The organism is Mesorhizobium sp. (assembly GCF_017306585.1).
Classification (GTDB): Bacteria; Pseudomonadota; Alphaproteobacteria; order Rhizobiales; family Rhizobiaceae; genus Mesorhizobium.
In genome coordinates, this window is record NZ_JAFKIC010000140.1 from 13,130 (window position 1) to 35,483 (window position 22,354).

At 64.5% G+C, this 22,354-nt stretch carries 23 protein-coding genes; 6 read left to right on the top strand and 17 right to left on the bottom strand.

From position 1 onward, the window contains the following. Nucleotides 1-8: 8 nt before the first annotated feature. Entirely contained in the window at nt 9-995 is a 987-nt protein-coding gene (locus tag J0I79_RS14715; protein ID WP_292859711.1) for an AraC family transcriptional regulator, read from the bottom strand. A 183-nt stretch (nt 996-1,178) separates the two neighbouring features. Between J0I79_RS14715 and J0I79_RS14720 the strand changes: the two genes are divergently transcribed. Then, entirely contained in the window at nt 1,179-2,393 is a 1,215-nt protein-coding gene (locus tag J0I79_RS14720; protein WP_292859714.1) for an MFS transporter, read from the top strand. A 46-nt stretch (nt 2,394-2,439) separates the two neighbouring features. Here the strand turns inward: J0I79_RS14720 and J0I79_RS14725 are convergent, their stop codons facing one another. Then, nucleotides 2,440-3,018, bottom strand: coding sequence for a helix-turn-helix domain-containing protein (locus J0I79_RS14725; protein ID WP_292859717.1), 579 nt, complete (start codon nt 3,016-3,018; stop codon nt 2,440-2,442). Between the two features lie 95 nt (nt 3,019-3,113). On the opposite strand from J0I79_RS14725, the gene J0I79_RS14730 reads away from it, so the two are divergent. Beyond that, a complete protein-coding gene (locus J0I79_RS14730; protein ID WP_292859720.1) occupies nt 3,114-4,022 on the top strand; it encodes an SDR family oxidoreductase in 909 nt (302 codons plus the stop codon). 12 nt (nt 4,023-4,034) lie between these two features. Here the strand turns inward: J0I79_RS14730 and J0I79_RS14735 are convergent, their stop codons facing one another. Beyond that, a complete protein-coding gene (locus J0I79_RS14735; protein ID WP_292859723.1) occupies nt 4,035-4,382 on the bottom strand; it encodes a GFA family protein in 348 nt (115 codons plus the stop codon). A gap of 117 nt (nt 4,383-4,499) precedes the next feature. Between J0I79_RS14735 and J0I79_RS14740 the strand changes: the two genes are divergently transcribed. Beyond that, entirely contained in the window at nt 4,500-5,795 is a 1,296-nt protein-coding gene (locus J0I79_RS14740) for an amidase (protein WP_292859726.1), read from the top strand. A 24-nt stretch (nt 5,796-5,819) separates the two neighbouring features. Here J0I79_RS14740 and J0I79_RS14745 read toward each other — a convergent pair whose 3' ends face one another. Genes J0I79_RS14745 through J0I79_RS14765 form a run of 5 tightly spaced genes read right to left on the bottom strand, consistent with a single transcriptional unit; the run spans nt 5,820 to nt 10,090 of the window. Further along, nucleotides 5,820-6,215 carry a hypothetical protein gene (locus tag J0I79_RS14745; RefSeq protein ID WP_292859729.1) on the bottom strand — a complete coding sequence of 132 codons (396 nt, stop codon included), beginning with the start codon at nt 6,213-6,215 and terminating at the stop codon, nt 5,820-5,822. A gap of 41 nt (nt 6,216-6,256) precedes the next feature. Continuing rightward, nucleotides 6,257-7,237 carry a hydroxyacid dehydrogenase gene (locus J0I79_RS14750; protein WP_292859732.1) on the bottom strand — a complete coding sequence of 327 codons (981 nt, stop codon included), beginning with the start codon at nt 7,235-7,237 and terminating at the stop codon, nt 6,257-6,259. A 14-nt stretch (nt 7,238-7,251) separates the two neighbouring features. Next, complete coding sequence (locus J0I79_RS14755; protein ID WP_292859735.1) at nt 7,252-7,971, bottom strand: FadR/GntR family transcriptional regulator; 720 nt, start codon at nt 7,969-7,971, stop codon at nt 7,252-7,254. Nucleotides 7,972-7,973: 2 nt separating this feature from the next. Further along, entirely contained in the window at nt 7,974-9,143 is a 1,170-nt protein-coding gene (locus tag J0I79_RS14760; protein WP_292859738.1) for a mandelate racemase/muconate lactonizing enzyme family protein, read from the bottom strand. Nucleotides 9,144-9,202: 59 nt separating this feature from the next. Continuing rightward, entirely contained in the window at nt 9,203-10,090 is an 888-nt protein-coding gene (locus tag J0I79_RS14765) for a sugar phosphate isomerase/epimerase (RefSeq protein ID WP_292859741.1), read from the bottom strand. Nucleotides 10,091-10,490: 400 nt separating this feature from the next. On the opposite strand from J0I79_RS14765, the gene J0I79_RS14770 reads away from it, so the two are divergent. The 3 genes from J0I79_RS14770 to J0I79_RS14780 all read left to right on the top strand — a co-directional run bounded on the left by J0I79_RS14770 (nt 10,491) and on the right by J0I79_RS14780 (nt 13,962). Further along, nucleotides 10,491-11,546 carry a sugar phosphate isomerase/epimerase gene (locus tag J0I79_RS14770; RefSeq protein ID WP_292859744.1) on the top strand — a complete coding sequence of 352 codons (1,056 nt, stop codon included), beginning with the start codon at nt 10,491-10,493 and terminating at the stop codon, nt 11,544-11,546. Between the two features lie 151 nt (nt 11,547-11,697). Further along, nucleotides 11,698-12,885, top strand: coding sequence for a Gfo/Idh/MocA family oxidoreductase (locus J0I79_RS14775; RefSeq protein ID WP_292859747.1), 1,188 nt, complete (start codon nt 11,698-11,700; stop codon nt 12,883-12,885). Between the two features lie 225 nt (nt 12,886-13,110). After that, nucleotides 13,111-13,962, top strand: coding sequence for a sugar phosphate isomerase/epimerase (locus J0I79_RS14780; protein ID WP_292859750.1), 852 nt, complete (start codon nt 13,111-13,113; stop codon nt 13,960-13,962). Nucleotides 13,963-14,060: 98 nt separating this feature from the next. Here the strand turns inward: J0I79_RS14780 and phnE (J0I79_RS14785) are convergent, their stop codons facing one another. The 9 genes from phnE (J0I79_RS14785) to J0I79_RS14825 form a co-directional block, all read right to left on the bottom strand. Next, complete coding sequence (gene phnE, locus J0I79_RS14785) at nt 14,061-15,428, bottom strand: phosphonate ABC transporter, permease protein PhnE (protein WP_292859752.1); 1,368 nt, start codon at nt 15,426-15,428, stop codon at nt 14,061-14,063. A 1-nt stretch (nt 15,429) separates the two neighbouring features. Then, on the bottom strand, nt 15,430-16,392 hold the full coding sequence (phnE, locus tag J0I79_RS14790; RefSeq protein ID WP_292859755.1) for a phosphonate ABC transporter, permease protein PhnE: 963 nt from the start codon (nt 16,390-16,392) through the stop codon (nt 15,430-15,432). Between the two features lie 55 nt (nt 16,393-16,447). Then, nucleotides 16,448-17,356: a phosphonate ABC transporter substrate-binding protein gene (gene phnD, locus J0I79_RS14795; protein ID WP_292859758.1), complete on the bottom strand. Its 909-nt coding sequence runs from the start codon at nt 17,354-17,356 to the stop codon at nt 16,448-16,450. 111 nt (nt 17,357-17,467) lie between these two features. After that, a complete protein-coding gene (gene phnC / locus J0I79_RS14800; protein WP_292859761.1) occupies nt 17,468-18,325 on the bottom strand; it encodes a phosphonate ABC transporter ATP-binding protein in 858 nt (285 codons plus the stop codon). A 127-nt stretch (nt 18,326-18,452) separates the two neighbouring features. Next, nucleotides 18,453-19,163: a DUF1868 domain-containing protein gene (locus J0I79_RS14805; protein ID WP_292859764.1), complete on the bottom strand. Its 711-nt coding sequence runs from the start codon at nt 19,161-19,163 to the stop codon at nt 18,453-18,455. Nucleotides 19,164-19,247: 84 nt separating this feature from the next. Next, entirely contained in the window at nt 19,248-19,865 is a 618-nt protein-coding gene (locus J0I79_RS14810) for a DapH/DapD/GlmU-related protein (RefSeq protein WP_292859767.1), read from the bottom strand. Beyond that, nucleotides 19,862-20,569, bottom strand: coding sequence for a phosphonate C-P lyase system protein PhnL (phnL, locus tag J0I79_RS14815; protein ID WP_292859770.1), 708 nt, complete (start codon nt 20,567-20,569; stop codon nt 19,862-19,864). The genes J0I79_RS14810 and phnL overlap by 4 nt, the downstream gene beginning before the upstream one ends. A gap of 2 nt (nt 20,570-20,571) precedes the next feature. Further along, nucleotides 20,572-21,348, bottom strand: a complete 777-nt coding sequence (gene phnK / locus J0I79_RS14820) for a phosphonate C-P lyase system protein PhnK (protein WP_292859773.1) — start codon at nt 21,346-21,348, stop codon at nt 20,572-20,574. After that, the gene (locus J0I79_RS14825) at nt 21,345-22,262 is read right to left on the bottom strand and encodes an alpha-D-ribose 1-methylphosphonate 5-phosphate C-P-lyase PhnJ (RefSeq protein WP_292859776.1); all 918 of its coding nucleotides are present in this window, start codon (nt 22,260-22,262) and stop codon (nt 21,345-21,347) included. Before J0I79_RS14825 ends, phnK begins: the two co-directional genes overlap by 4 nt. Nucleotides 22,263-22,354 lie beyond the last annotated feature (92 nt).

The window sequence follows — 22,354 nt, forward strand, 5'->3', positions numbered from 1 at the left end:
GGGCCGTTTCAACGAGCCTGGCGGAGTTCGCTTTGCTCCTCGGCGCGCAGGTGGCTGGGCGCGGACCCGATGACGCGCTTGAAGGCACGGCTGAAGGCGGCATCGGATTCATAGCCGAGGCGGGCGGCGACGACGGATATCTTCATCCGGTCGCGGACCAGCCACTGCCTTGCCTGATGCATCCGGACCTGCGTGACGTATTTTGCCGGCGTCTCGCCGACGATGGTGGCGAAGCGTTCGGCAAAGCCCGAGCGCGAGGCGCCCATCATCCTGGCCAGCGACTCGACGGTCCAGTCATGGTCCGGTTCGAGATGGATGGCCGCCAGCACGCGCCCGATGTCGCGGTCGCGCACCGCCGCGATCCAGCCCGAGGAGTCGCCGCAGCCGCGCTCGACCCATGAGCGGATCACCGTGGCGGCCAGCACGTCGGCCAGCCGCGCCAGGATGCCGCCGGAGCCGACACGCTCCATCGTCACCTCGCGCGCCATTGCTTCGAGCAGGTGTGGAATGCCCGGCTCGTAGGCTTCCAGTTCATGCGTGCGCATGACATCGGGCATCATGCCGAGCAGGGGATGCAGGCCGTCTATGTTGAAATACATGCAGGCGCAGAACAGCAGCGTTCCCGGCCGGCAACTCTTGTCGCACATTTCCGCGTTCGACGTGCAGAAGACGTCCTTGCAAACCTCTTCCAGGTGATAGCCGTGGATCGGCCAGGCCTGCGCGCCGGGTTCGCTGGCGAGGACGTGAGCGGCACCGCGCGGCAGGAGCACCGCATCGCCCGCATTGAGCTCGACCCATTCGCCGGAAGGCTGCTTCAACCAGCATCCATTGCGGCCGATGAAGTGAAATCGCGCCCCTGCCTGCGCCGGAAACTGGATGCCCCAAGGCTCTTTCATCTCCCAGCGGCCATACTCGACACCATCGAGGCGCAGCCCGCGCAATATGTCTGTCAGCGGATCACCGGTGACCGGGATTTTGGACGAACGATCAAACATGATGGGGTTTTTAGCATGGAAACTCCAGCCAGTCACTTCCTATGTTGCAGTGCAGCCAAATGTTGCGTCGCAAAACAAACCGGAGGCCGCCCCGCAGCCAAGCCGTAATGGCAAGGCATGTAACGGGTGGAGCCCCGGTCGATCACTCCTTATGTGGCGCTGCGAAGAGATTGGAGACTGACCATGGCCGAACCCGCGACAGGCGTCATCGACGCCACACTTCTGAACCCCGGGGAATCCGATGAACGAGCCGAGCCCGCATGGGGGGCGGTTGTCTCCCTGGCGCTTGGCGTCTTCGGTCTCGTCACCGCCGAATTCCTGCCCGCCAGCCTGCTGACGCCGATGGCGCGCGATCTCGGCGTTACCGAGGGCGTAGCGGGCCAGGCGGTGACGGCGACGGCGATCGTCGCCGCGATCGCCGCGCCCACCATGGCGATCATCACCAAGCGGATGGACCGCAAGCTGGTGATGTGGATGCTGACCGCGTTCCTCATCCTGTCCAACCTTCTGGCCACCTTCGCCTCGTCGCTGCCCATGCTTCTGCTCGCCCGCGTCGTGCTCGGCGTGGCGCTTGGCGGCTTCTGGGCGATGTCGGCGGCCATGGCGTTGCGCCTGGTGCCGATGCGGCTGATGCCGCGCGCCATGTCGATCATCCTGACAGGCGTTTCGCTGGCCACTGTCACCGCGGCGCCCGTCGGCGCCTATGTCGGCGACGTCTGGGGATGGCGCACGGCATTCATGATCGCGACGGTCGTCGCCGCGCTGGCGCTGCTGGTGCAGGTTGCCACCATTCCGAAGCTGCCGCCTATCGGTGTTGCGAGCTTCCGCACCTTGCTCGAAGTGCTGGAGCGGCCGTCGATCCGGGTTGCGCTGCTGGTGGTGCTGCTGGTCGCATCGGGACACTTCGCCGGCTTCACCTATGTGCGCCCGTTCCTCGAAAAGGTGCCGGTGCTCGGTATCGAGACGATCTCGCTGGTGCTGCTGGCCTATGGCATAGGCGGGTTCTTCGGCAACATCGCCGGCGGCATCCTGGCCGAACGCAGCCTCAAGACAGCGGTGGCGCTGGCGCCCCTGCTGATCGCCCTGGCGGCTGCCTCGATGCTCATCTTCGGCGCTTCGCCGACGATCGCCGCCGCCGCCGTCGCGGCCTGGGGCTTTGCCTTCGGCGCGGTGCCGGTCGGGCTGCAGAGTTGGCTGGTGCGGGCGGCGCCCGACCAGGCCGAAAGCGCGGGCGGCCTGATGGTGGCGACCTTCCAGGTGGCGATCGCGCTCGGCGCCGTGTTCGGCGGCCTGCTGGTCGACCATGCGGGCGTTGCCAGCGCCTTCGCCTATTGCGGCGTCGCAACGCTGCTCGCGGCGGCCGTGGTGTTCCTGCGCGGCCCCAGGCAGGCCGAATAATCTCTGCCGGCAGCCATTCCCGACCTGTCCCGCGCCCCGAGAACCATCATGGTTCTCGGGCCGTTGTCGTTGTCATGGCGGCAACGAAGCGGTTGAGGCTGTCCTCGACATAGACGGCCACTTCGATCGCCGGGTCGAAACTCCACCACAACAGCGATCCCTGCCAGTGCGACGCCATCAGCAGGCCGATGTCGCGCGGCGTGCCCTTTGTCGACGCGAAGCAGGCCGCCAGCGCATCGCACAGCGATATCCTCCAGGTGGCGCCGCGTGCCCTGAGCAGGGGATCACGCAGATCCTCGCGCAAGACAAGCAGGCCTTCGGCATAGGACTCGATGCCGCCATAGCCTTGCGACAACCCCACCAGCAATTCGATCGCGCCCGCTGGGGTCCCTGGCACGCCGGCTGCCAGTGTTCTTGTCTTTTCGTCGAGGCCATCCCAGGCCTGCAACAAGGCGCGCTGCTTCAACCGGGCCTTGTTGCCGAAGCGCTGAACCAGCGTTGCGCCAGACAGGCCACAAGCCTTTGACAGCCGTTCGAAGGTGAGCGCCTCCGGGCCGTGGTCGTGGATCAACCGCAACGCGGCTTCGAGCACCTGTCCATCAGACTGCGTCTTGGGTCGTGTCATCTTGACATCTCAATATAACCGAATAATCATTTATATATGATGGAAGCCGGTCAAGCCAGCCCGGTTTGTTCGGCCGGAGCATTTCGGAGAGTTTCATGACATTGCAAGGGAAAGTCGCGCTGGTCGCCGGCGGGACGCGAGGCGCGGGCAGGGGCATAGCTGTCGAACTGGGCGCCGCCGGGGCAACGGTCTATGTCACCGGGCGAACCACGCGCGCCCGACAATCCGAATATGCCAGGCCCGAAACCATCGAGGAGACGGCCGAAATGGTCAGCGCGAATGGCGGGCGCGGCATCGCCGTAAGGGTCGACCATCTCATCCCCGACGACGTGCGCGAGCTGGTCGCGCGCATCCGCGCCGAGCAGGGCCGCCTCGACATCTTGGTCAACGATATCTGGGGCGGCGAGAAGCTGTTCGAGTGGGACAAGCCGGTCTGGGAGCACAATCTGGACAATGGCCTGAGGATGTTGCGGCTGGCCATCGACACGCATCTGATCACCGCGCACCACGCGCTGCCGCTGCTGATCGAGCAGCCCGGAGGATTGCTGGTCGAAATCACCGACGGCACCGCCGAATACAATGCCGCGCACTATCGCCTGTCGCCCTTCTACGATCTCGCCAAGGTCGCGGTGAACCGCATGGCCTGGGCGCATGCCAGGGATCTCGCCAAACACGGCGCCACTTCGGTCTCGCTGACGCCGGGCTGGATGCGTTCGGAAATGATGCTGGAGATCTACGGCGTTTCCGAAGAAAACTGGCGTGATGCGACCGCGCAGGTGCCGCATTTCGTCATCTCCGAAACGCCCCGCTTTGTCGGCCGAGCCGTCGCCGCCTTGGCGGCGGATCCCGATCGATCACGCTGGAACGGACAATCGCTGTCCAGCGGTGGACTGGCCCGAATCTACGGCTTCACCGATCTCGACGGCTCGCGGCCCGATGCCTGGCGCTATGTGCCGGAAGTCCAGGATGCCGGCAAACCGGCCGATGCGACGGGCTATCGGTAGAGCAAAATTGCCTCAGGCCGAACGCCCGTCGAAGTCGAAGATCGACAGCGTGGACGGATCGATGCCGTCGAGACATCTGACGTTGATATAGGCGCTGTGCTCCGGACCTTCGCTCACGTCCTCGGCGAAAGGGTGGATGCCGCATGTGCGGCAGAAACGGTGCGCGATTTTTCCTGCGCCGAATGTGTAACGGCCGAGGTCATCGCCCCAGGCGACGAGGGTCAGCCTGTCATGCGGTACGGCCCACAGCAGCGCGCCCTTGCGGGCGCAGATCGAGCAGTTGCAGCGCACGACGCCGTCCAGTTCGCCCTCGACCTCGAACGCAACCTTGCCGCAGTGGCAACCGCCTTTGTACAGCATCAGTATCTTCCCATCGCTGGCAGGTGCAAAGGCACGCTGGCCGGGTTATCCCTGCAACAAGCCAAATCGGCTGCTTGCTTTTAAAGACGATCCATCCTTGCGGGGTCCGACATCGACATGCAATCAATCCGCGACCGTCTTGAAATCATCCTGTCACGTCTTGCCAATCGCGCGGCGGACGAGAAGGTGTACACGAAGCTGTATGCCGAGGCCGCACGGGCGGCGGCCGATGCCAGCGATGCCCGCGGCCGGGCCGGCGTGACGCTCGGACCGCTCGACGGTGTCATCGTCTCGATCAAGGACCTCTTCGATGTCGCGGGAGAGGCGACCACGGCCGGCTCGCTGATGCGCAGGACCGCGGCGCCGGCCCCGCACGATGCCGCCATAGTCAGCCGGTTGCGGCAGGCCGGCGCGGTCATCATCGGCAAGACCAACATGACCGAATTCGCCTTCACCGCGATTGGCGACAACATGCATTGCGGAACGCCGGGCAATGCCGTTGACGCCAGCCGCATCCCCGGCGGGTCATCGTCCGGCGCGGGTGTCTCCGTGGGCGAGGGGACCAGCGACATTTCGATCGGCTCCGACACGGGCGGCTCGATCCGCATTCCGGCCGCGCTTAATGGTGTCGTCGGCTTCAAGCCGACGGCGCGGCGCGTGCCGCTCTCCGGCGCCTTTCCGCTGTCGGGCACGCTGGACTCGGTCGGGCCGCTTGCCCGCACCGTTGCCCTCTGTGCCGCCGCCGACGCGGTGATGGCTGGTGAACCACCAAGCGACCTGACGCCGCTGCCGCTCTCGGGGCTTCGTGTCGGCGTCCCGCGCGGTGTTCTTTTCACGCAGACGGAAAGCGAGGTCGGCGCGGCGTTCGAGCAATGTCTCGGCAAGATCGGCCGGGTCGGCGCGGGGATATCGGAGCTGTCGATCGACGACCTGATCTCGGATCTGCGCGCGGCGACCAGGCGGGGCTCGATCGCCGCCATGGAAGGGGCAGAAGTGCATGCCGACTGGCTGGCGACGGGCGCACCGGTTGCGGTCGACCCGCATGTCAGCGGGCCGTTGTCGCGGGCAGCACTGCTGCCCACACCGGTCTATATCAGGGCGCTGCGCCGCCGCGCCGCACTGGTCGCGGCGATGGATGAGCGGCTGGCGTCATTCGATGTGCTGGTCTTGCCGACCACGCCGGTGACGGCGCCAAAAATCACGTCGGTGGCCGAAGATGAAGAGCTGCGCGACCACATAGAGGGCCTGCTGTTGCGCAACACCCAGGTCGCCAACCAGTTCGACCTCTGCGCGATATCGCTGCCGATGCCAGGCATGGCGCTGCCGGCGGGACTGATGCTGGTGGCGCGCAATGGTCATGACCGGCGCCTGCTGAGGATTGCCGCGTCGATGGAAGCGTTGCTCGGCTCCTGAGGCGTATGGCGGCCTTTCGGGCGGTCACGGTTTATATGAGGAGCAGTGTTTCCGCTCGCTGTTCCTGGCGGTGCGCTGGATGCTGGTCGCGACCAGCCAGGTCAGCCTGTAATCCTTGCCGGTGATGGTCTGGACGCGGTGCTCGATCGATCCCCTGACGACGATCTTTCCTGCATAGAGCACGTCCGATGCCTCGGTCATGGCCCTATCCTTCGGCGGCAACCGGCTCGTGTCGATCGACACGCCCTTGATAACTTTGCCCGTGGCAAGATCGAGCGCGCTGTTGGACGGGCAAGGCGCCTTAAAGCAGCGCAGTCCGTTGTCGCAATAGACATAGCTGCTTTCGGCCATGGCCAGCGACGGCAAGGCGCAGGTCGAGAAAGCGGCAACAGTTAGAAATGCGAGGCGGGTAACGGACATGGCATCAGCGTTGCCGGAGAATTGGGGCGAAACGGCGATTGCTAGATGTCGAGCGGAAACCGCCGCCGATAGTGATCGACCACTTCGGGATTGCGCAGATTGACCGGCAGCTTGCCCGCCAGCACCAGCAGCGCTTCGCCGGCGGCGCCAACGCCCATGCGCATCATGGATTCCTCGGTAATGCCGGCCATGTGCGGGGTGATGATGACATTGTCGAAGCCGAAATAGGGATGATTTGGCGGCAGCGGCTGTGTTGAAAACACGTCGAGGGCGGCGCCGCCGATCCGGCCTTCCCGCAAGGCGTCGATCAGCGCGTCGTCGTCTACGACCGGGCCGCGCGACACGTTGATCAACAGCGCGTTGGGTTTCATGCGGGCAATGCGCTCGCGGCTGATCAGGCCGCGCGTCTCGGGCGTCAGCGGGCAGCACAGCACGATGATGTCGCTCTGCTCGACCAGCGCGTCGATCGACAGGAAGCCGACCTTCTCCGGCGCCGGCTGCATGCTGCGCGTGGTCGCCACCACCTTCAGGTCGAAGCCGTGCGCGGCGATATGGCCGACGGCCTGCCCGACGGCGCCAAGGCCGACGATGCCGATGGTCTTGCCGGCGAGCTCGATGTTGGCGTTGGCGTGTTCGCGCCCGGCAAGCCAGCCCTTGGCCCGCAGGTCGCGGTCTACCCTGCGGAACTGCCGCAGCAGGGCAAGCGCTGCGAACATCACATGCTCGGCGACGGAGCGCGCATTGACCGCAGGAACGTTGGCCACCAGCACGCCGGCGGCGGCCGCAGCCTCCATCGGTATCATGTCGAGCCCGGCGCCATGGCGGATCGCCGCCCTCAGCTTCCAGGCACCTTCGAACAAGGCCGGCGGCAGCGGCGCGCGTACGATGACGATGTCGGCGTCTTTGGCCTCCCGGGTCAAGGTCGCGGCGTCGAGCGCCGAGGCGATGACGAGCTGACCGGCGCCGGCAAGCCTGGCCGAAGCGCGTGCGTGCAGCGGGTGGGTCGACAGGATCCTGGGCACGGCCTGCGCCACGGTCAGGCCTTTTCGAGCGCCGGGCCCGAGGGCGCAACCGCCTTGCCGCCTTCGATCAGGCCCTTCCAGTAGCTCTCGGCGCCTTGCAGATGGGCGTTCATCAGCGCCTGGGCGAGATTGCCGTCGCGGCGCAGCAGCGCTTCGTAGATCTGCACATGCTCGGCATGCGAGCGCACGCTGCGCTCCGGATCGTTGAAATAGATCGGCAGCCGCTGCTCGCCCATCAGGTAATAGACGCTGCAGATGTTGTGGAAGACGCCGTTCTTGGTGGCACGCACGATCTCCAGGTGGAACTCGCGGTCTTCCCTGGCGAGCCCTTCGCCGGCGGCGATGCGCTCTTCGGAGGCTTTCAGGATTTCGCGCAACCGTTCGAAATTCTCCTCGGTGGCGCGCGAACAGGCGAGCTCGGCCGCCTTGATCTCGTGAATCTTGCGCAACTCGACCGTCTCGTAAATCTGCAGGGGATCGAGCGGCAGGCCCGCGCGGGCGAACAGCGCCAGGGCTTCGACGCTGGCCTGCTTGGTGTCGATGTAGATGCCCGATTTGGCCCGACGTTCGACGATGCGCATGGCTTCGAGAATGGCGAGCGCCTCGCGGATCTGGCCGCGGCTGACACCGAAATGCTCCGCCAGCTCACGTTCGGACGGCGTGCGGCCGCTCTCCTTGTCCGAATGGGAGAACAGATAGGCGGCAAGCTCCGCGAGAAGGTTCTTTTCTTTCATCGTCAATTGCGTTGCGCGTGCGCCTCCAGGAACCGCTCCGAAATGGTGAATCCCAGACCCGGCCGTTCCGGGATCGCTATCATACCGTCCTTTGCTTCGACAGTCTCTTCGATCAAATCGTGGATCATCGGGTTGGCGCCAAGCGAATATTCGACGGTGAAACTCGACGGCGAGGCGGCGCAGACATGCAAGCCGGCGAAGAAGCAGGGCGCGCCGGCCCATAGATGCGGCGCGAAGCGCAGGTTAAAGGCGCTGGCGATGGCGCCGATCTTCATCGCTTCGCTGATGCCGCCGCAAAAGGCAGGATCGGGCTGGAAGATGTCGGCGGCCTTGAGCACGGCAAGATCGCGGAAGGCGTAGCGCGTCGCCTCGCTCTCGCCGGTGGCGATCGGGACGGCGCCCGAGGCGCGCACCTCGGCCATGCCCGGCTTGTCGTCGGCGATGACAGGCTCCTCGAACCAGGCGAGATCGAGATCGCCGACGAGCTGGATGAAACGCTTGGCTTCGGCCACCGTATAGGTGCCATGCGCGTCGACCATCAGGTCGACATCGGGACCGAGCGCCTGGCGCGCGGCGCGCACGCGGGCGGCCGAGATGTGCGGGGCGCCGTCCATGGCGCCGACCCGCATCTTCAGCGCCTTGAAGACGCCCTTGGCTATATAGGATTTCAACTGCTCGCCGATCGCATCGGCGGAGGCCCAGCCGCCGGAGGCATAGGCCTGCATGCGGTCGACCTTGCGGCCGCCGAGCAGCCGCCAGACCGGCTGGCCGAGCGACTTGCCCAGAATATCCCAGAGCGCGATGTCGACGGCGCTGATTGCGGCAATGCTCATGCCGCGCCGGGCCAGTTGCGGCATGGCGTGGCCGGCGCGCGCGGCGCTGTCATGGCGCACGCCGTTATAGAGCATCTCCCAGATGACGCCGATATCGGCCGGGTCACGGCCGATCAACTGCGGCCCGACCTCGTGGTTCAGCATATGGACGAGGGCGCCATAGCTGCCGGCGCTGCCGGCGGCGTTCTTGCCTTCGCCCCAGCCGACCAGCCCGTCATCGGTCTCGATGCGCAGGATGGCGGCGTCGAAGGTCGTCACCTGGCCGAAGTCGCTGCGGTGCTGCTTCGCGGCTTCGATCGGGATGCGAACCCACCAGGCCTGGACAGTCTTGATGCGCATATTCTTCCCCAGCCCTGCCGCCGGCCACGGCGGAAGGGCAGATTTCCAACAGACTTCGATTACTTGATCAGCGGCAGCAGCGTTTCGGCGGTGATGCGCATCTGGTCGGTGTAGAATTTCTCGGTCAGCACGCTGGAGCCGTGGTCCTGGATGAACTTCAGCTGTTCGGGCGAGATGTCGACCGGGTGACGCTCGACCATGTCGGGATAGGGCGCCGCTGGCGTGCGGTCGACCGGGGCGACGAACTCGTTGGTCAGCGCGCCGTCGTAGCCGACTTCCTTCAGTGTGGCGACGATCCTTGGCCAGTCGATCTGGCCGAGACCGGCGGCAAAGCGATTGTTGTCGGCGACATGGAAGTCGAACAGCCGCTTGCCGATCTGACGGATCGCGTCGTGGACGTTAAATTCCTCCATGTGAATGTGGTAGGCGTCGAGGCAGACGCCGCATTCTGGGCTGACCGCATCGGCCAGCGCCAGCGCCTGGGCGCCGCGATTGAACAGATAGGTCTCGAAGCGGTTGAGCGGCTCGACGGCGATCTTGACGCCGACCTTCTTGGCGTGGGTGAAGCATTCGCGGGTGGCGTCTACGACCCAACCCCATTCTTCCGCCTCGGTGCCGTCAGGCACCACCTTGCCGACGGTCGCGGGGACCAGCGTGATGATCTCGCCATCGAGTTCGCCGACCATGGTCAGCACATCCTTGACGTATTGCACGGAGCGCTCGCGCTGACCCTGGTCCCTGGCGGCGAGGTTGCGCTCGCCCAGCATCAGCGTCACCGCGCCCCAGCAGCGTATGCCGTGCTCCTTGAGCAGCGCGCGCGTCTCCTTGGTCTTGTACTGTTCGGGCTCGCCGGAGATCTCGATCGACTCATAGCCGAATTTCTTGATGCGCTTGAGCGTGGTCTCCAGGGGCTCGGCGCGCATCCAGTTGTGCGTCGAAAGATGCATGGTGTGTCCTTCCCAAATCGTCCGTATGGTTTGCCTGCGACATGCATCGCCGAAAGGCGACGCAAGGGTTCCTCCCCAAGGCATCCCCAGGCTTTTTCTGCAAACTGGTTCGACCAATTGGGCCTAAAACGACCTCTACAGCAAATTCTACCGGACAGCAAGAAGCACGGCAACGCAACTTTCCGTATGGATTATTTGATTGATTATATTGGGGTATATTCTCCTTTTGCGCGAAGTTTGGCGACCTTTGGCGACTGCTCCTGGGCTTGACCATGTGCTTATATTTGGTCATACCAGAATGGCGTAGCTCTCAAGCTGCCGTTGAGAAAAGACCAAAGTGGCTGGCCCTGCTTCCATCAGGCGCTATGCTCGGTCGCGAGAACAATGAGGGAGGATGCCGATGCCGACGACAATGAAGGGCCCTGGACTGTTCCTGGCGCAGTTCGCGGGCGACGCCGCGCCGTTCAACTCGCTGGCGTCGATCACCAAATGGGCCGCCGGTCTCGGCTACAAGGGCGTGCAAATCCCGACCTGGGACGGGCGGCTCTTCGACCTCAAGAAGGCTGCCTCCTCCAAGGCCTATTGCGATGAGGTCAAGGGCATCTGCGCCGATGCCGGGGTCGAGATCACCGAACTGTCGACGCATCTGCAGGGCCAGTTGGTGGCGGTGCATCCGGCCTATGACGCGCAGATGGACGGGTTCGCGCCGGCATCGGTGCACAACAACCCGAAGGCGCGGCAGAAATGGGCGGTCGAGCAGATGAAGTTCGGGGCCAAGGCATCGCGCAATCTCGGGCTCGACGTCTCGGTGTCGTTCAGCGGCTCGCTGGCTTTTCCCTACCTCTATCCCTTCCCGCAGCGGCCCGCCGGATTGATCGAGGAAGCCTTCGGCGAGCTCGCGAAGCGCTGGAAGCCGATCCTGGACGTCTATGAGGACAATGGCGTCGATATCGGCTATGAAATCCATCCTTCGGAGGATGTGTTCGACGGCGCGACCTTCGAGATGTTTCTCGACGCGGTTGGCGGGCACAAGCGCTGCAACATCAATTACGACCCGTCGCACTTCCTGCTGCAGCAGCTCGACTATCTCGAATTCATCGACATCTATCACGAGCGCATCAAGGCCTTTCACGTCAAGGACGCCGAGTTCAACCCTACCGGCCGGCAAGGCGTCTATTCCGGCTACCAGAGCTGGACCAACCGCGCCGGCCGCTTCCGTTCGCTCGGCGACGGGCAGGTGGATTTCGGCGGCATCTTCTCCAAACTGGCGCAGTACGACTACGATTCATGGGCGGTGCTGGAATGGGAGTGCTGCCTGAAGCATCCCGAGGACGGCGCGGCCGAAGGCGCGCCGTTTATCCAGCATTACATCATCCGGGTGACGGAGAAGGCATTCGACGACTTCGCCGCCGGCACCACGGACAAGAAGCTGCTGCGCGCGATGATGGGAATTTAGCACCGTTTTCCTTCCCCTGTTGAGGGGAGGGTGGCCCGAAGGGCCGGGTGGGTTCGGTTGATGCCGATCTCCACGCCCGGCGATCCCACCCGATCCGCTGCGCGGATCGACCTCCCTTCAAACGGGAGGTGAAACAACGAGGAGACGAAAAATGGTCGGCGCATCGAAGGCGGAAGCGGGAGGCGGCCCGATCCGCTACGGCATGGTGGGTGGCGGGCAGGGCGCCTTCATCGGCGCGGTACACCGCATCGCGGCGCGGATGGACAATGATTTCGTGCTGGTCGCGGGGGCGCTGTCGTCCGATCCGGCGCGCGCCAAGGCTTCGGCGGCCGAACTCGGGCTCGACCCTGAGCGCAGCTATGCCTCCTATGCCGAGATGGCCAAGGCTGAAGCCAAGCGCCCCGACGGCATCGAGGCGGTGGCGATCGTCACACCCAACAACGTGCATGTGCCGGCGGCCAAGGCGTTCCTCGAGGCCGGCATCCATGTCATCTGCGACAAGCCGCTGGCGACGACGCTGGCCGAGGCAAAGAAGCTCGCGGCGGTCGTGGAGAAGACCGGCAAGGTGTTCGTGCTCACCCACAATTACACCGCCTATCCGATGGTGCGGCAGGCGCGCGAAATGGTGGCCAAGGGCATGCTGGGCGATATCCGCATCGTGCAGTCGGAATACCCGCAGGACTGGCTGACCGAGGACCTCGCCGCCACCGGCCAGAAGCAGGCATCGTGGCGCGGCGACCCGAAGCAGGCCGGCGCCGGCGGGGCGCTGGGCGATATCGGTACGCATGCCTACAATCTCGCCCGCTTCGTCTCCGGGCTGGAACTCGATGCGCTGTCGGCCGATCTCGACGCCTTCGTGCCGGGGCGGCAGCTGGACGACAATGTCAACGTCATGCTGCGCTTCAAGGCGCCGGGCAAGGCGCATCCGGCCAAGGGCATGATCTGGGCAAGCCAGGTGGCGCCGGGCCACGAGAACGGGCTGAAGCTGCGCATCTATGGCTCGAAGGGCGGGCTGGAATGGGTGCAGGCCGATCCAAACTATCTCTGGTACACGCCGTTCGGCCAGCCCAAGCAACTGATCACGCGCAATGGCGCCGGAGCGCTGCCGGTGGCGGGCCGCGTCAGCCGAGTGCCGTCGGGCCATCCCGAGGGCTATCTCGAAGGTTTCGCCAACATCTATCAGGAGGCCGCGCGCGCCATTCGCGCGGCGCGCCGCAAGGGAGGAAAGCCGGCCAAGGATGTCGTCTTCCCGACCATCGAGGATGGCGTCGAAGGCATGGCCTTCATCGAGGCCTGCGTGAAGTCGTCGAAGAAGAATGGGGCGTGGACGAAGCTTTAGTCTAGCGCAGCGGGTAACGAAGGCCCCCTCACCCGGATTGCCAGCCGAATTGCGAAGGGCAATTCGGGGCAATCCGACCTCTCCCCGAGGGGAGAGGAGGAAGTGGCGCCAACGCTAAGTCTCTTCTCCCCTCGGGGAGAAGGTGGCCGCGAAGCGGCCGGATGAGGGGGCATGGCGCCAACCTGGCGGGAACAGCCGGCGCGCCGTCAAATGGGGAGGGCGTCGATGAAAATCGGCATGTGCATGTTCTTGTGGACGACAGCGGTGTCGAAGAAGCACGAGCCGCTGTTGCGCGACATCAAGGCGACAGGCTTCGACGGCGTCGAGATACCGATCTTTGTCGGCGCGCCCGACGACTATAAAAGGCTCGGCGACCTGCTCGACCGTATCGGGCTGGAGCGCACGGCCGTATCGGCCATGGGCGATCCCTCGATGAACCTGATCTCGGCCGACGCGGCAACGCGCAAGGCCGGCGTCGACTACATGAAATGGGCCATCGATTGCGCCGATGCGCTTGGCGCAAGGACACTGAGCGGTCCCCTGCATTCGACGCTCGGCGCCTTTTCGGGGACCGGGCCGACGGCGGCCGAGAAGAAGCGTTCCATCGCCTCGCAGCGCGCCATCGGCGACCACGCCGGCAAGAGGAATGTCGCCATCGGGCTCGAGGCGCTGAACCGCTTCGAATGCTATCTCCTCAACACGATGGCCGACCTTTCGGAGCATATCGACGCCATCGACCGGCCGCACATCAAGGCGATGTACGACACGTTCCACGCCAATATCGAGGAGGCCGATCCGATCGGCGCCTACACCAGGCATCGCGGCAATGTCGTGCATATCCACATATCGGAGAACGACCGCGGCGTGCCCGGGCGCGGCAACATCCCGTGGAAGGAGACTTTCGCGGCCATCCGCAAAAGCGGCTATGACGACTGGCTGACGATCGAGGCCTTCGGCCGTTCGCTGAAGGACCTGGCGGCGGCTACCAAGGTCTGGCGGGATTTTTCAGAAACGCCGGAAGCGGTGTATCGGGACGGGTACAAGCATATCAGGGACGGGTGGAAGAAGGCGGCTTAGGCTTCTCCTTCGTCATCCTCGGGTCCGCGCCGCGTCGCTTCGCTCCTTGCTCCGCCCGTGGATGACGAAGGCGCGGCGGGCCACTGGCGTTGCGCCGGTCACCCCTGCTGAGCCTGGATCCTGTTGTAGTCGTGGATGGTGCGGCTCAGCCGGCGGCGCAGGAAGTTGGAGATGTTGTCGAAGATGAAGACGACCAGCAGGATCAAAAGCACCATGTAGAAGACGTTGGCCCAGTTGGAGTTGGTGCGCATCGCTTCCCACAGTTTCAGGCCGATGCCGCCGGCGCCGACCGCACCGATGATGGTGGCGCCGCGGGTGTTGGATTCCCACTGGTAGAGCGTCTGGCTGATGAACACCGGGATGACTTCGGGCATGACGCCGTAGCGCTGCACCAGAAGGCCGTTGGCGCCGGTCGAGAGCACGCCCTCGCGCGGCTTGTCGTCGATATTCTCAAGCGCTTCGGAATAGGTTTTGCCGAGCGTGCCGACCTCGGTGAAGAAGATCGCCGCACTTCCCGCCAGCGGGCCTGGGCCGAAGGCGCGGGTGAAGAACAGCGCCCAGATCAGCATGTCGACCGAGCGCATGAAGTCGAAGAAGCGCTTGAGCACCTGGCTCAGCACACCGCTCGGCGTGATGTTGCGCGCGGCGAAGAAGGCAAGCGGGAAGGCGACAATGCCGCCGAGCAGCGTGCCGAGGAAGGCCATGACGATGGTCTGCAGCAGCTTCGTCCAGACGTCGCCATGCTGCCACTGGGCGTTGTTCCAGATGTTGTCTCCGGCGAGCGCAAGGTTGGAGGTACCCGGCTTGAGTTCGGGGCCGGACATGATGAGCGAGATCACCTCGCCCGCCGGCTTGCCGAAGAAGGGTGAGCGGGTGTCGAAAACGAAATTCGCCCAGCCGAGGAAGCGCTTGCGCACCTTGACGCGGTCGACGGTGACGCGGACCTCGCCGACGAAGCCCATCTTGGCGACCACTTCATCATCGTGCGCCGTCACCCAGTCCGGCACCGGACCCTGGACGACCGGCTTGCCGCTGGTCAGAAGCACGGGGATCGTCTGGCCGTTGGCCGTGATCGTCGCCTGCGTCTTGTCGAAGGTAACGGATTTCGCCGGCCCGTCGATCAGGATCGTGTAGGTGCCGTCCGGATTCTTGATCACCCAGTCGGGATTCGGGTTTTCGCCAAGTGCCGAGAAGCGCGGATATTTCGGCGTGATCTCGGGCTGGTCGAGACGGAATTCCGGCTGCAGGTCGTAGCTGATCCATTGCGTCAGGAAGAGCGGCAGACGCTCCCAATGCGATTCCCTCAGCACCTGCGGCAGATTGAAGAACCAGAGAACATAGACGAGGTAAAGCAGGATGCCGGCGAACAGGAACAGAGGCGAGAAACGCTTGTACAGCGGCCGCCGGAACACCTGCGGGTAGCGCTCTTCGATCGACTGGATTTCGGCAGCGGTCATCGAAGCCATGTCACGTACTCATCAGAAAGGCTTGCTCGCCAACCAGCTTGCGGCGCAGCCAGGCGGAGAACTGGTCGATGATGAAAATGGTGGTGAACAAAAGCAGCACCAGCGCCAGTGTCTTGGCGCCGAAGCCGCGCGAGATGGAAAGCTTCAATTCCTCGCCGATGCCGCCACCGCCGACGGCGCCGATGATGGTGGAGGCGCGCACGTTGATCTCGACGCGCAGCAGCGTGTAGGACATGAAGTTGGGCAGGACCTGCGGCAGGTCGGCGAAGCGCACCCGCTCGAACCAGTTGGCGCCCACGGCGCGCAGGCCTTCCTCGGCGCGCATGTCGATGTTCTCGTTGATCTCGTAGAACAGCTTGCCGAGCGCGCCGATCGAATGCAGGCCGATGGCGATCATGGCCGCGATCGGGCCGATGGACACGATCGCCGCGAACAGGCCTGCAATGACGATCTCGGGAAAGGCGCGCAGCAGTTCCATGAAGCGCTTGACCACAAGCCGCAGCAGCGGGTGCGGCGTCAGGTTGCGCGCGGCGATGAAGGAAAACGGCACGGCGAAAACAAAGCCGATGACGGTCGAGACGAGCGCCACGTTGACGGTGGTCAGCATCAGCTCGAAATATTCGGGGATGTAGAAATCGCCCCAGACATAGACGCGGCCGAGCGGGAAGTTGAATTCCTGGGTGCCGGTGTCGTGCGGCGAGGCGACGTCGAAGAGCGCGCGCCAGACGTCGTTCCAGTCCTTGGGGATGAGCCAGCTAAGGAAATCGAAAATGTGCGGCAGCCGGTCGAAGAAATGGCCGGCATTGGCTTCGTCGGCGAACCACATGCTGGCCACCATGGCAGCCAGCAGCAGACCAACGCCGAGCACTGTATAAACGCGGCGCAGCGACGTCTGGCGTCGCCAGGCGTCGGCCATCTCATGAGTGGTGCCGGAGGGCGTGGGGGCTGTCACGGAAAGGGTCATGATGGGAGATGCAAAAAGGGCGGTACCTCAGGTACCGCCCTTTGCAATTTCGCCGTTAGCCGCCGATGGCTGCCTTACGGGCTTCGACGATGACGTTGTAGAAGTCCGGCTTCACCGGCACGTAACCGGTGAAATCGCCGCCTTCGACGCCTTCGAAGCATGCCTTGTCCTTGGTGGGCAGTTCGGTGAAGAAGGCGGCGAGCTTGGCGGTCATGTCCTCGCCGAGCGCGGTGCGCACGACCAGCGGGCCGTTCGGGATCAGGCCCGAGCGCCAGACTTCGACGAAGTCGTTCGGGTCGACGGCGCCCTTGGCGACGACCTTGTGGAAGGTGCCGGAGGTGAAGCCGTTCTTGAAGTCGCCGATGCCGGAGGAATCGTCCACCGCCACGTCGACCTTGCCGTCGCGGACGGCGAGGATGTTGTTCTCATGGCCGCCGTTGAACTGGGTCGAGGCGAAGAAGGTCTCGTTCGAGGCGCCCGTGTCCTTCGGAATCTGCGTCAGCGGGATCAGGTAGCCCGAGGTCGAGTCCGGATCGGCGTAGCCGAGCTTCTTGCCCTTGGCCGACTTGATGTCGGTGATGCCCGAGGTCTTCAGCGCCAGGCCGATCGAGTAATAGCCGGTCGAGCCGTCGGTCTGCTTGGTGGTGAGGATCGGGGTGACCGCCTTGGGATCCTTGAGATAGACGCTGGCATAGCCGGAGGCGCCGAGTTCGGCGAAGTCGAGCGTGCCGCCGAGCAGGCCCTGGATGACGCCGTCATAGTCGGCGGCCGGGAACAGCGAGACCTTCTCGAAGCCGAATTCGGCCTTCAGGTGGTCGGCCAGGCACTGGTAGTTGCGCAGGCGGTCGGTTTCGTTCTCGCCGCCGAGGATGCCGACGCGGAATTCCTTCATGTCGGCCGCGTGGGCCATGCTGGTCGCCATCGCGAGCACCGAAACGGCGCTCAAAACCATCTTCCTGAACATTGATGTCTCTCCTGTAAGTTCCGGCCCCGCGCCGGAGACGTTCTTGATCCTGACGATTGCCCTTGACGCGGGCGGACGATCCAGGCTGCTCGCTATCGGCCCAAAACGGGCTCAGTATCCCGGGAATGCGGGTTCGAGCGGTCCGGCGGATGCGGCGATCTTCTGCTTGAAAGAAACGCTGGTGGAGGTGATGGCCTCCGAAATGTCGGTGCCGCTGGCATCGGCGCCGTAGACGAGGCGCACGGCCTCGCGGTCGAGTTCCTCGGGCGGGCCGTCGAAGACGACCTTGCCTGCCGCCATGCCGATGATGCGGTTGCAATAGGCGCGCGCGGTGTCGAGCGTGTGCAGGTTGGTGACGACGGTGATGCCCTCGCGCAGATTGATGTCCTGCAGCGAATCCATGACCACCTTGGCGTTGAGCGGGTCGAGCGAGGCGATCGGCTCGTCGGCCAGGATCACCTTGGGCTGCTGCATCATGGCGCGGGCGATGGCGACGCGCTGCTGCTGTCCGCCCGAAAGCGTGCCGGCGGGCTGAAGCGCCGTGCGTGCGATGTCGAGCCGTTCAAGGGCGGCCACCGCCTCGGCGCATTCGGCGCGCGAGAACATGCCGAGAAGGTTGGACAGGGTCGAGCGGTGGTTCAGCTTGCCGAGCAGCACATTGGTCAGCACGTCGAGGCGCGGCACCAGGTTGAACTGCTGGAAGATCATGGCGCAGTCGCGCTGCCAGCGGCGAAGCGGCGAACCGCGCAACTGGGAGACTTCGGCGCCGTCAAAAAAAATCGACCCCTGGCTGGGATCGACGAGACGGTTGATCATGCGCAGAAGGGTCGATTTGCCGGCGCCCGAACGGCCGATGACGCCGACCATCTGACCCTGCGGGATCGAGATGTTCACGTCGCTCACGGCGGTGTTCTTGCCAAATCGTCGGCTGACACCGCGGATTTCGAGCGTGGCAGAGGCTGCAGACATAAACAGGTTCCCGTCCGGGCCGTATTGATCGTCAGCCTCTCGCCTATCGCAGCCACATGAACCTGCCGTGTCGCGAGCATGTCAGTTTTGTTACGCTCCACAGACGCGGCGGAGCGTGGCTTGCGGCTCAACCGAGGACCAGCAGTTCCTCGAAATGCTTCATGTCGCGGAAAGCGCAGAAGGCGGGCGCCTTGATCTCGATGACGGGTGCCTCGCGCCCGAAAAGTGCCAGGCAATCGTCGAACAGCGCCTGCCATGCGGCCGCCCTGTCGTCGGCAAGGCGCCGGATCTGATAGGCGAAGGTGATGTGAAAGACGTAAGTGTCGTGATCGGGGTGCCGGTAGCCGAATGGTACCGCGAGCGCGTCACGCCATTCGCGCATGATGCGCACATCCTCGTCGGTTGCGCCAGCAACCGTGAGGCCGGTCGGAACGACCTCGACCACCTTGATGTTGAAAGGGCCCGCACCCTGGAAACCTTTCAGGCGCTCCAGATAAAGACGCGTCATGGCGTCGATGCTGGTATCCAGCGGCACGTCCTGCGGCCAGTAAGGCAGCCGGCGGCGATATTCGATAATGCCCTGGAACAAGGTCATGTGCAGGCTTGAGACCGGCGTGAAGGCGAGCCGGTCGGCATCGGGCATGGCCATCATTCGATCCCGCACGGCAAGCACCACGGCCTCGGACGGCGAACCGCTGACCAGATGGCTGACGACGGTGTTGCCAGGCTCGGTCAGGAAATTGCCTGACGTGTCGTAGCGCGTGCCGAGATGGGCCGGCGGGGCCGGATTGGAGCCGGCAAAGAATCCGGCGAGCGAGGGTTTGATCTTATCGAGCATGGCGATCTCCTTGGGGAGATGGCGTCCTGTCCGAGTCCTGTGTCAGGGGTGTGAAACAGGCATAATCCTTCGCGGGACAAGCCGCTATGCCCCATACTTCTCCAGAAATGCTTCGGCCGACAGCTCGCGGAAATCCTCGAGCGAAGCGCGCAGCCCGGCATGGTCCCAGTCCCACCAGGCGAGCGCCTGGTAGCGTTCGGCGGTGCGACGGTCGAAGCGCTCGCGGATCGGTTTCGCCGGCACGCCGGCAACGATGGTGTAGGGCTCGACATCCTTCGACACGACGGCGCCGGCGCCGACCGCCGCGCCATCGCCGACAGTGACGCCGGGCAGGACCGTCGAGCCGTGTCCCAGCCAGGTGTCATGGCCGATGGTGACGTGCTTTGCCCGGCGCTGGGCGAAGAACTCGCTCTCGTGCTCGGCGTCGTCCCAATAGTCTGAGGCGCGGTAAGTGAAGTGGTGCAGCGTCGGCCGCCACGTCGGATGGTTGGTGGCGTTGAGGCGTACGCTTGACGCTATATTGGAGAACTTGCCGATCGTCGCGCACCAGACGGCGCAGTCCTGCATCATGTAGGAGTAGTCGCCGAGTTCGCTTTCGGAAACCCGGCTGCGGTCGGCGATCTCGGTCCAGCGGCCGAGCGTCGAATTGTGGACTTCCGCCGTCGGATGGACCAGCGGTGTCTCTGACAGCTTCCTGGTCATGCGGCGAGTTTTCCCGGCGCGAAAGCGGTGACGTCGATGATGCGATCGGCAACCGCCTCGCGCACCTCATGGTCATGGAAGATGCCGAGCAGGGCGACACCGGCCGCCTTCTTGGCGGCGATGAGTTCGATGACCACGTCGCGGTTGGTGGCGTCGAGCGAGGCGGTCGGCTCGTCGAGCAGCAGGATGGGATGCGCGGTGATGAAGCCGCGCGCGATATTGACGCGCTGCTGCTCGCCGCCGGAGAAGGTGGCCGGCGGCAAGGCCCAGAGTTTTTCCGGCAGGTTGAGCTTAGCCAGCAAGGCGCGCGCCTTGTCTCTCGCCGCTTCACGCTCCTCGCCGCGTTCCACCAGTGGTTCGGCGACGACGTCTAGCGCCGAGACGCGCGGTACGGTGCGCAGGAACTGGCTGACATAGCCGATCGTTTGCCGGCGTATGGCAAGCACCGTGCGCGGGCTGGCGTGCGCCAGGTCGACAAGCCCGTCCTCATGCATGACGATGATCTGCCCCTCGTCGACGGCGTAGTTGCCGTAGAGCATCTTCAGGATAGAGCTCTTGCCGGCGCCAGACGGGCCGCCGAGCACGGTGCATTCGCCGGCCTTGATCGAGAACGAGACACCGGCGACGACGGGGAGGTTGATGCCGTCGCGCAGATGCATGGTGAAGCTCTTGGCGACGTCGGAGACAACGAGGGGGGTGGGCATCGTCACACCTGCAAGATCGAGGAAACAAGCAATTGCGTGTAAGGCGCGCGCGGATCGTCGAGCACGCGGTCGGTCAGGCCGCTTTCGACGACGCGGCCGTCCTTCATCACCATCATGCGCTGCGACAGCAGCCGCGCCACGGCGAGGTCGTGGGTGACGACGATGGCCGCGAGGCCAAGGTCTGTGACCAGCCCGCGCAGCAGATCGAGCAGGCGAGCCTGCACCGAGACGTCGAGACCGCCGGTCGGCTCATCCATGAACACCAGGCGCGGGCCGGTGACGAGGTTGCGGGCGATCTGCAGGCGTTGGCGCATGCCGCCGGAAAAGGCGCGAGGCTCGTCGTCGATGCGGTCCTCGTCGATCTCGACGCGCGACAGCCAGTCGACGGCGGTGGCGCGGATCTTGCCGTAATGGCGGTCGCCGACCGCCATCAGCCGTTCGCCGACATTGGCGCCCGCCGACACCGTCATGCGCAGTCCGTCGGCCGGGTTCTGGTGGACGAAACCCCAGTCGGTGCGCATCAGGAAGCGGCGTTCGGCTTCGCTCATGCGGTAGAGTTCGCGGAACTGGCCATCACGCATGCGGTAGCTTGCGGTGCCGGAAGAGGGCAGCAGCCGCGTCGACAGGCAGTTGAGCAGCGTCGTCTTGCCGGAGCCGGATTCACCGACGACCGCCAGCACTTCGCCCGGCCACAGGTCGAACGAGACGTTGTCGCAGCCGACGCGCGAACCATAGAATTTGGACAGTGCCGCAACGCGCAGCAGCGGTTCGTCGGTCATTGGGCCGGCTCCATTTTTTCCGAGGCAGGATGGGTTCCCGGGACGGTATGGGTTTCAGGGGCAAGGTGGCCGCGATGGCCATCGGCGCGCCGCTTCTCGCAATGGTCGGTGTCCGAGCAGACGAACATGTGGCCGCCATGGTCGTCGAGGATGACCTCGTCGAGATAGACATTCTCGGCTGCGCAGAGCGCGCAGGGCTGGTCGAATGTCTGCACTTCGAAAGGATGATCCTCGAAGTCGAGGCTGACGACATCGGTGAAGGGCGGCACCGCATAGATGCGCTTTTCGCGGCCGGCGCCGAACAGCTGCAGGGCTGGCGAGCGGTGCATCTTGGGATTGTCGAATTTCGGCGTCGGCGAGGGGTCCATCACGTAGCGGCCCTCGACCTTTACCGGATAGGCATAGGTGGTGGCGATGCGGCCGTGCTTGGCGATGTCCTCGTAGAGCTTCACATGCATGAGGCCGTATTCCTCGAGCGCATGCATCTTGCGTGTTTCGGTCTCGCGCGGCTCGAGGAAGCGCAACGGTTCGGGGATAGGCACCTGGAAGACCAGCACCTGCCCTGCGGTCAGCGGATGTTCGGGTATGCGGTGGCGGGTCTGGATGATGGTGGCGGTTGCCGTATCGGTGGTGACGGCGACATTGGCGACCTTCCTGAAGAAGGCGCGGATCGAGACGGCGTTGGTGGTGTCGTCGGCCCCCTGGTCGATGACCTTCAGCACATCATCGGGACCGATGATCGAGGCGGTGACCTGCACGCCGCCGGTGCCCCAGCCATAGGGCATCGGCATTTCGCGCGAGGCAAACGGCACCTGGTAGCCGGGAATGGCGATGCCCTTGAGGATCGCCCGGCGGATCATCCGTTTGGTCTGTTCGTCGAGATAGGCGAAGTTGTAGGTGGCGATGTCGGTCATGGCGATCACATCCACATTGTGCTACTGGATTGACTTGCAAGGCGTGGAACCCGGATCAGATCAAAATGAATCCTGCCGGATGGATGCACCTC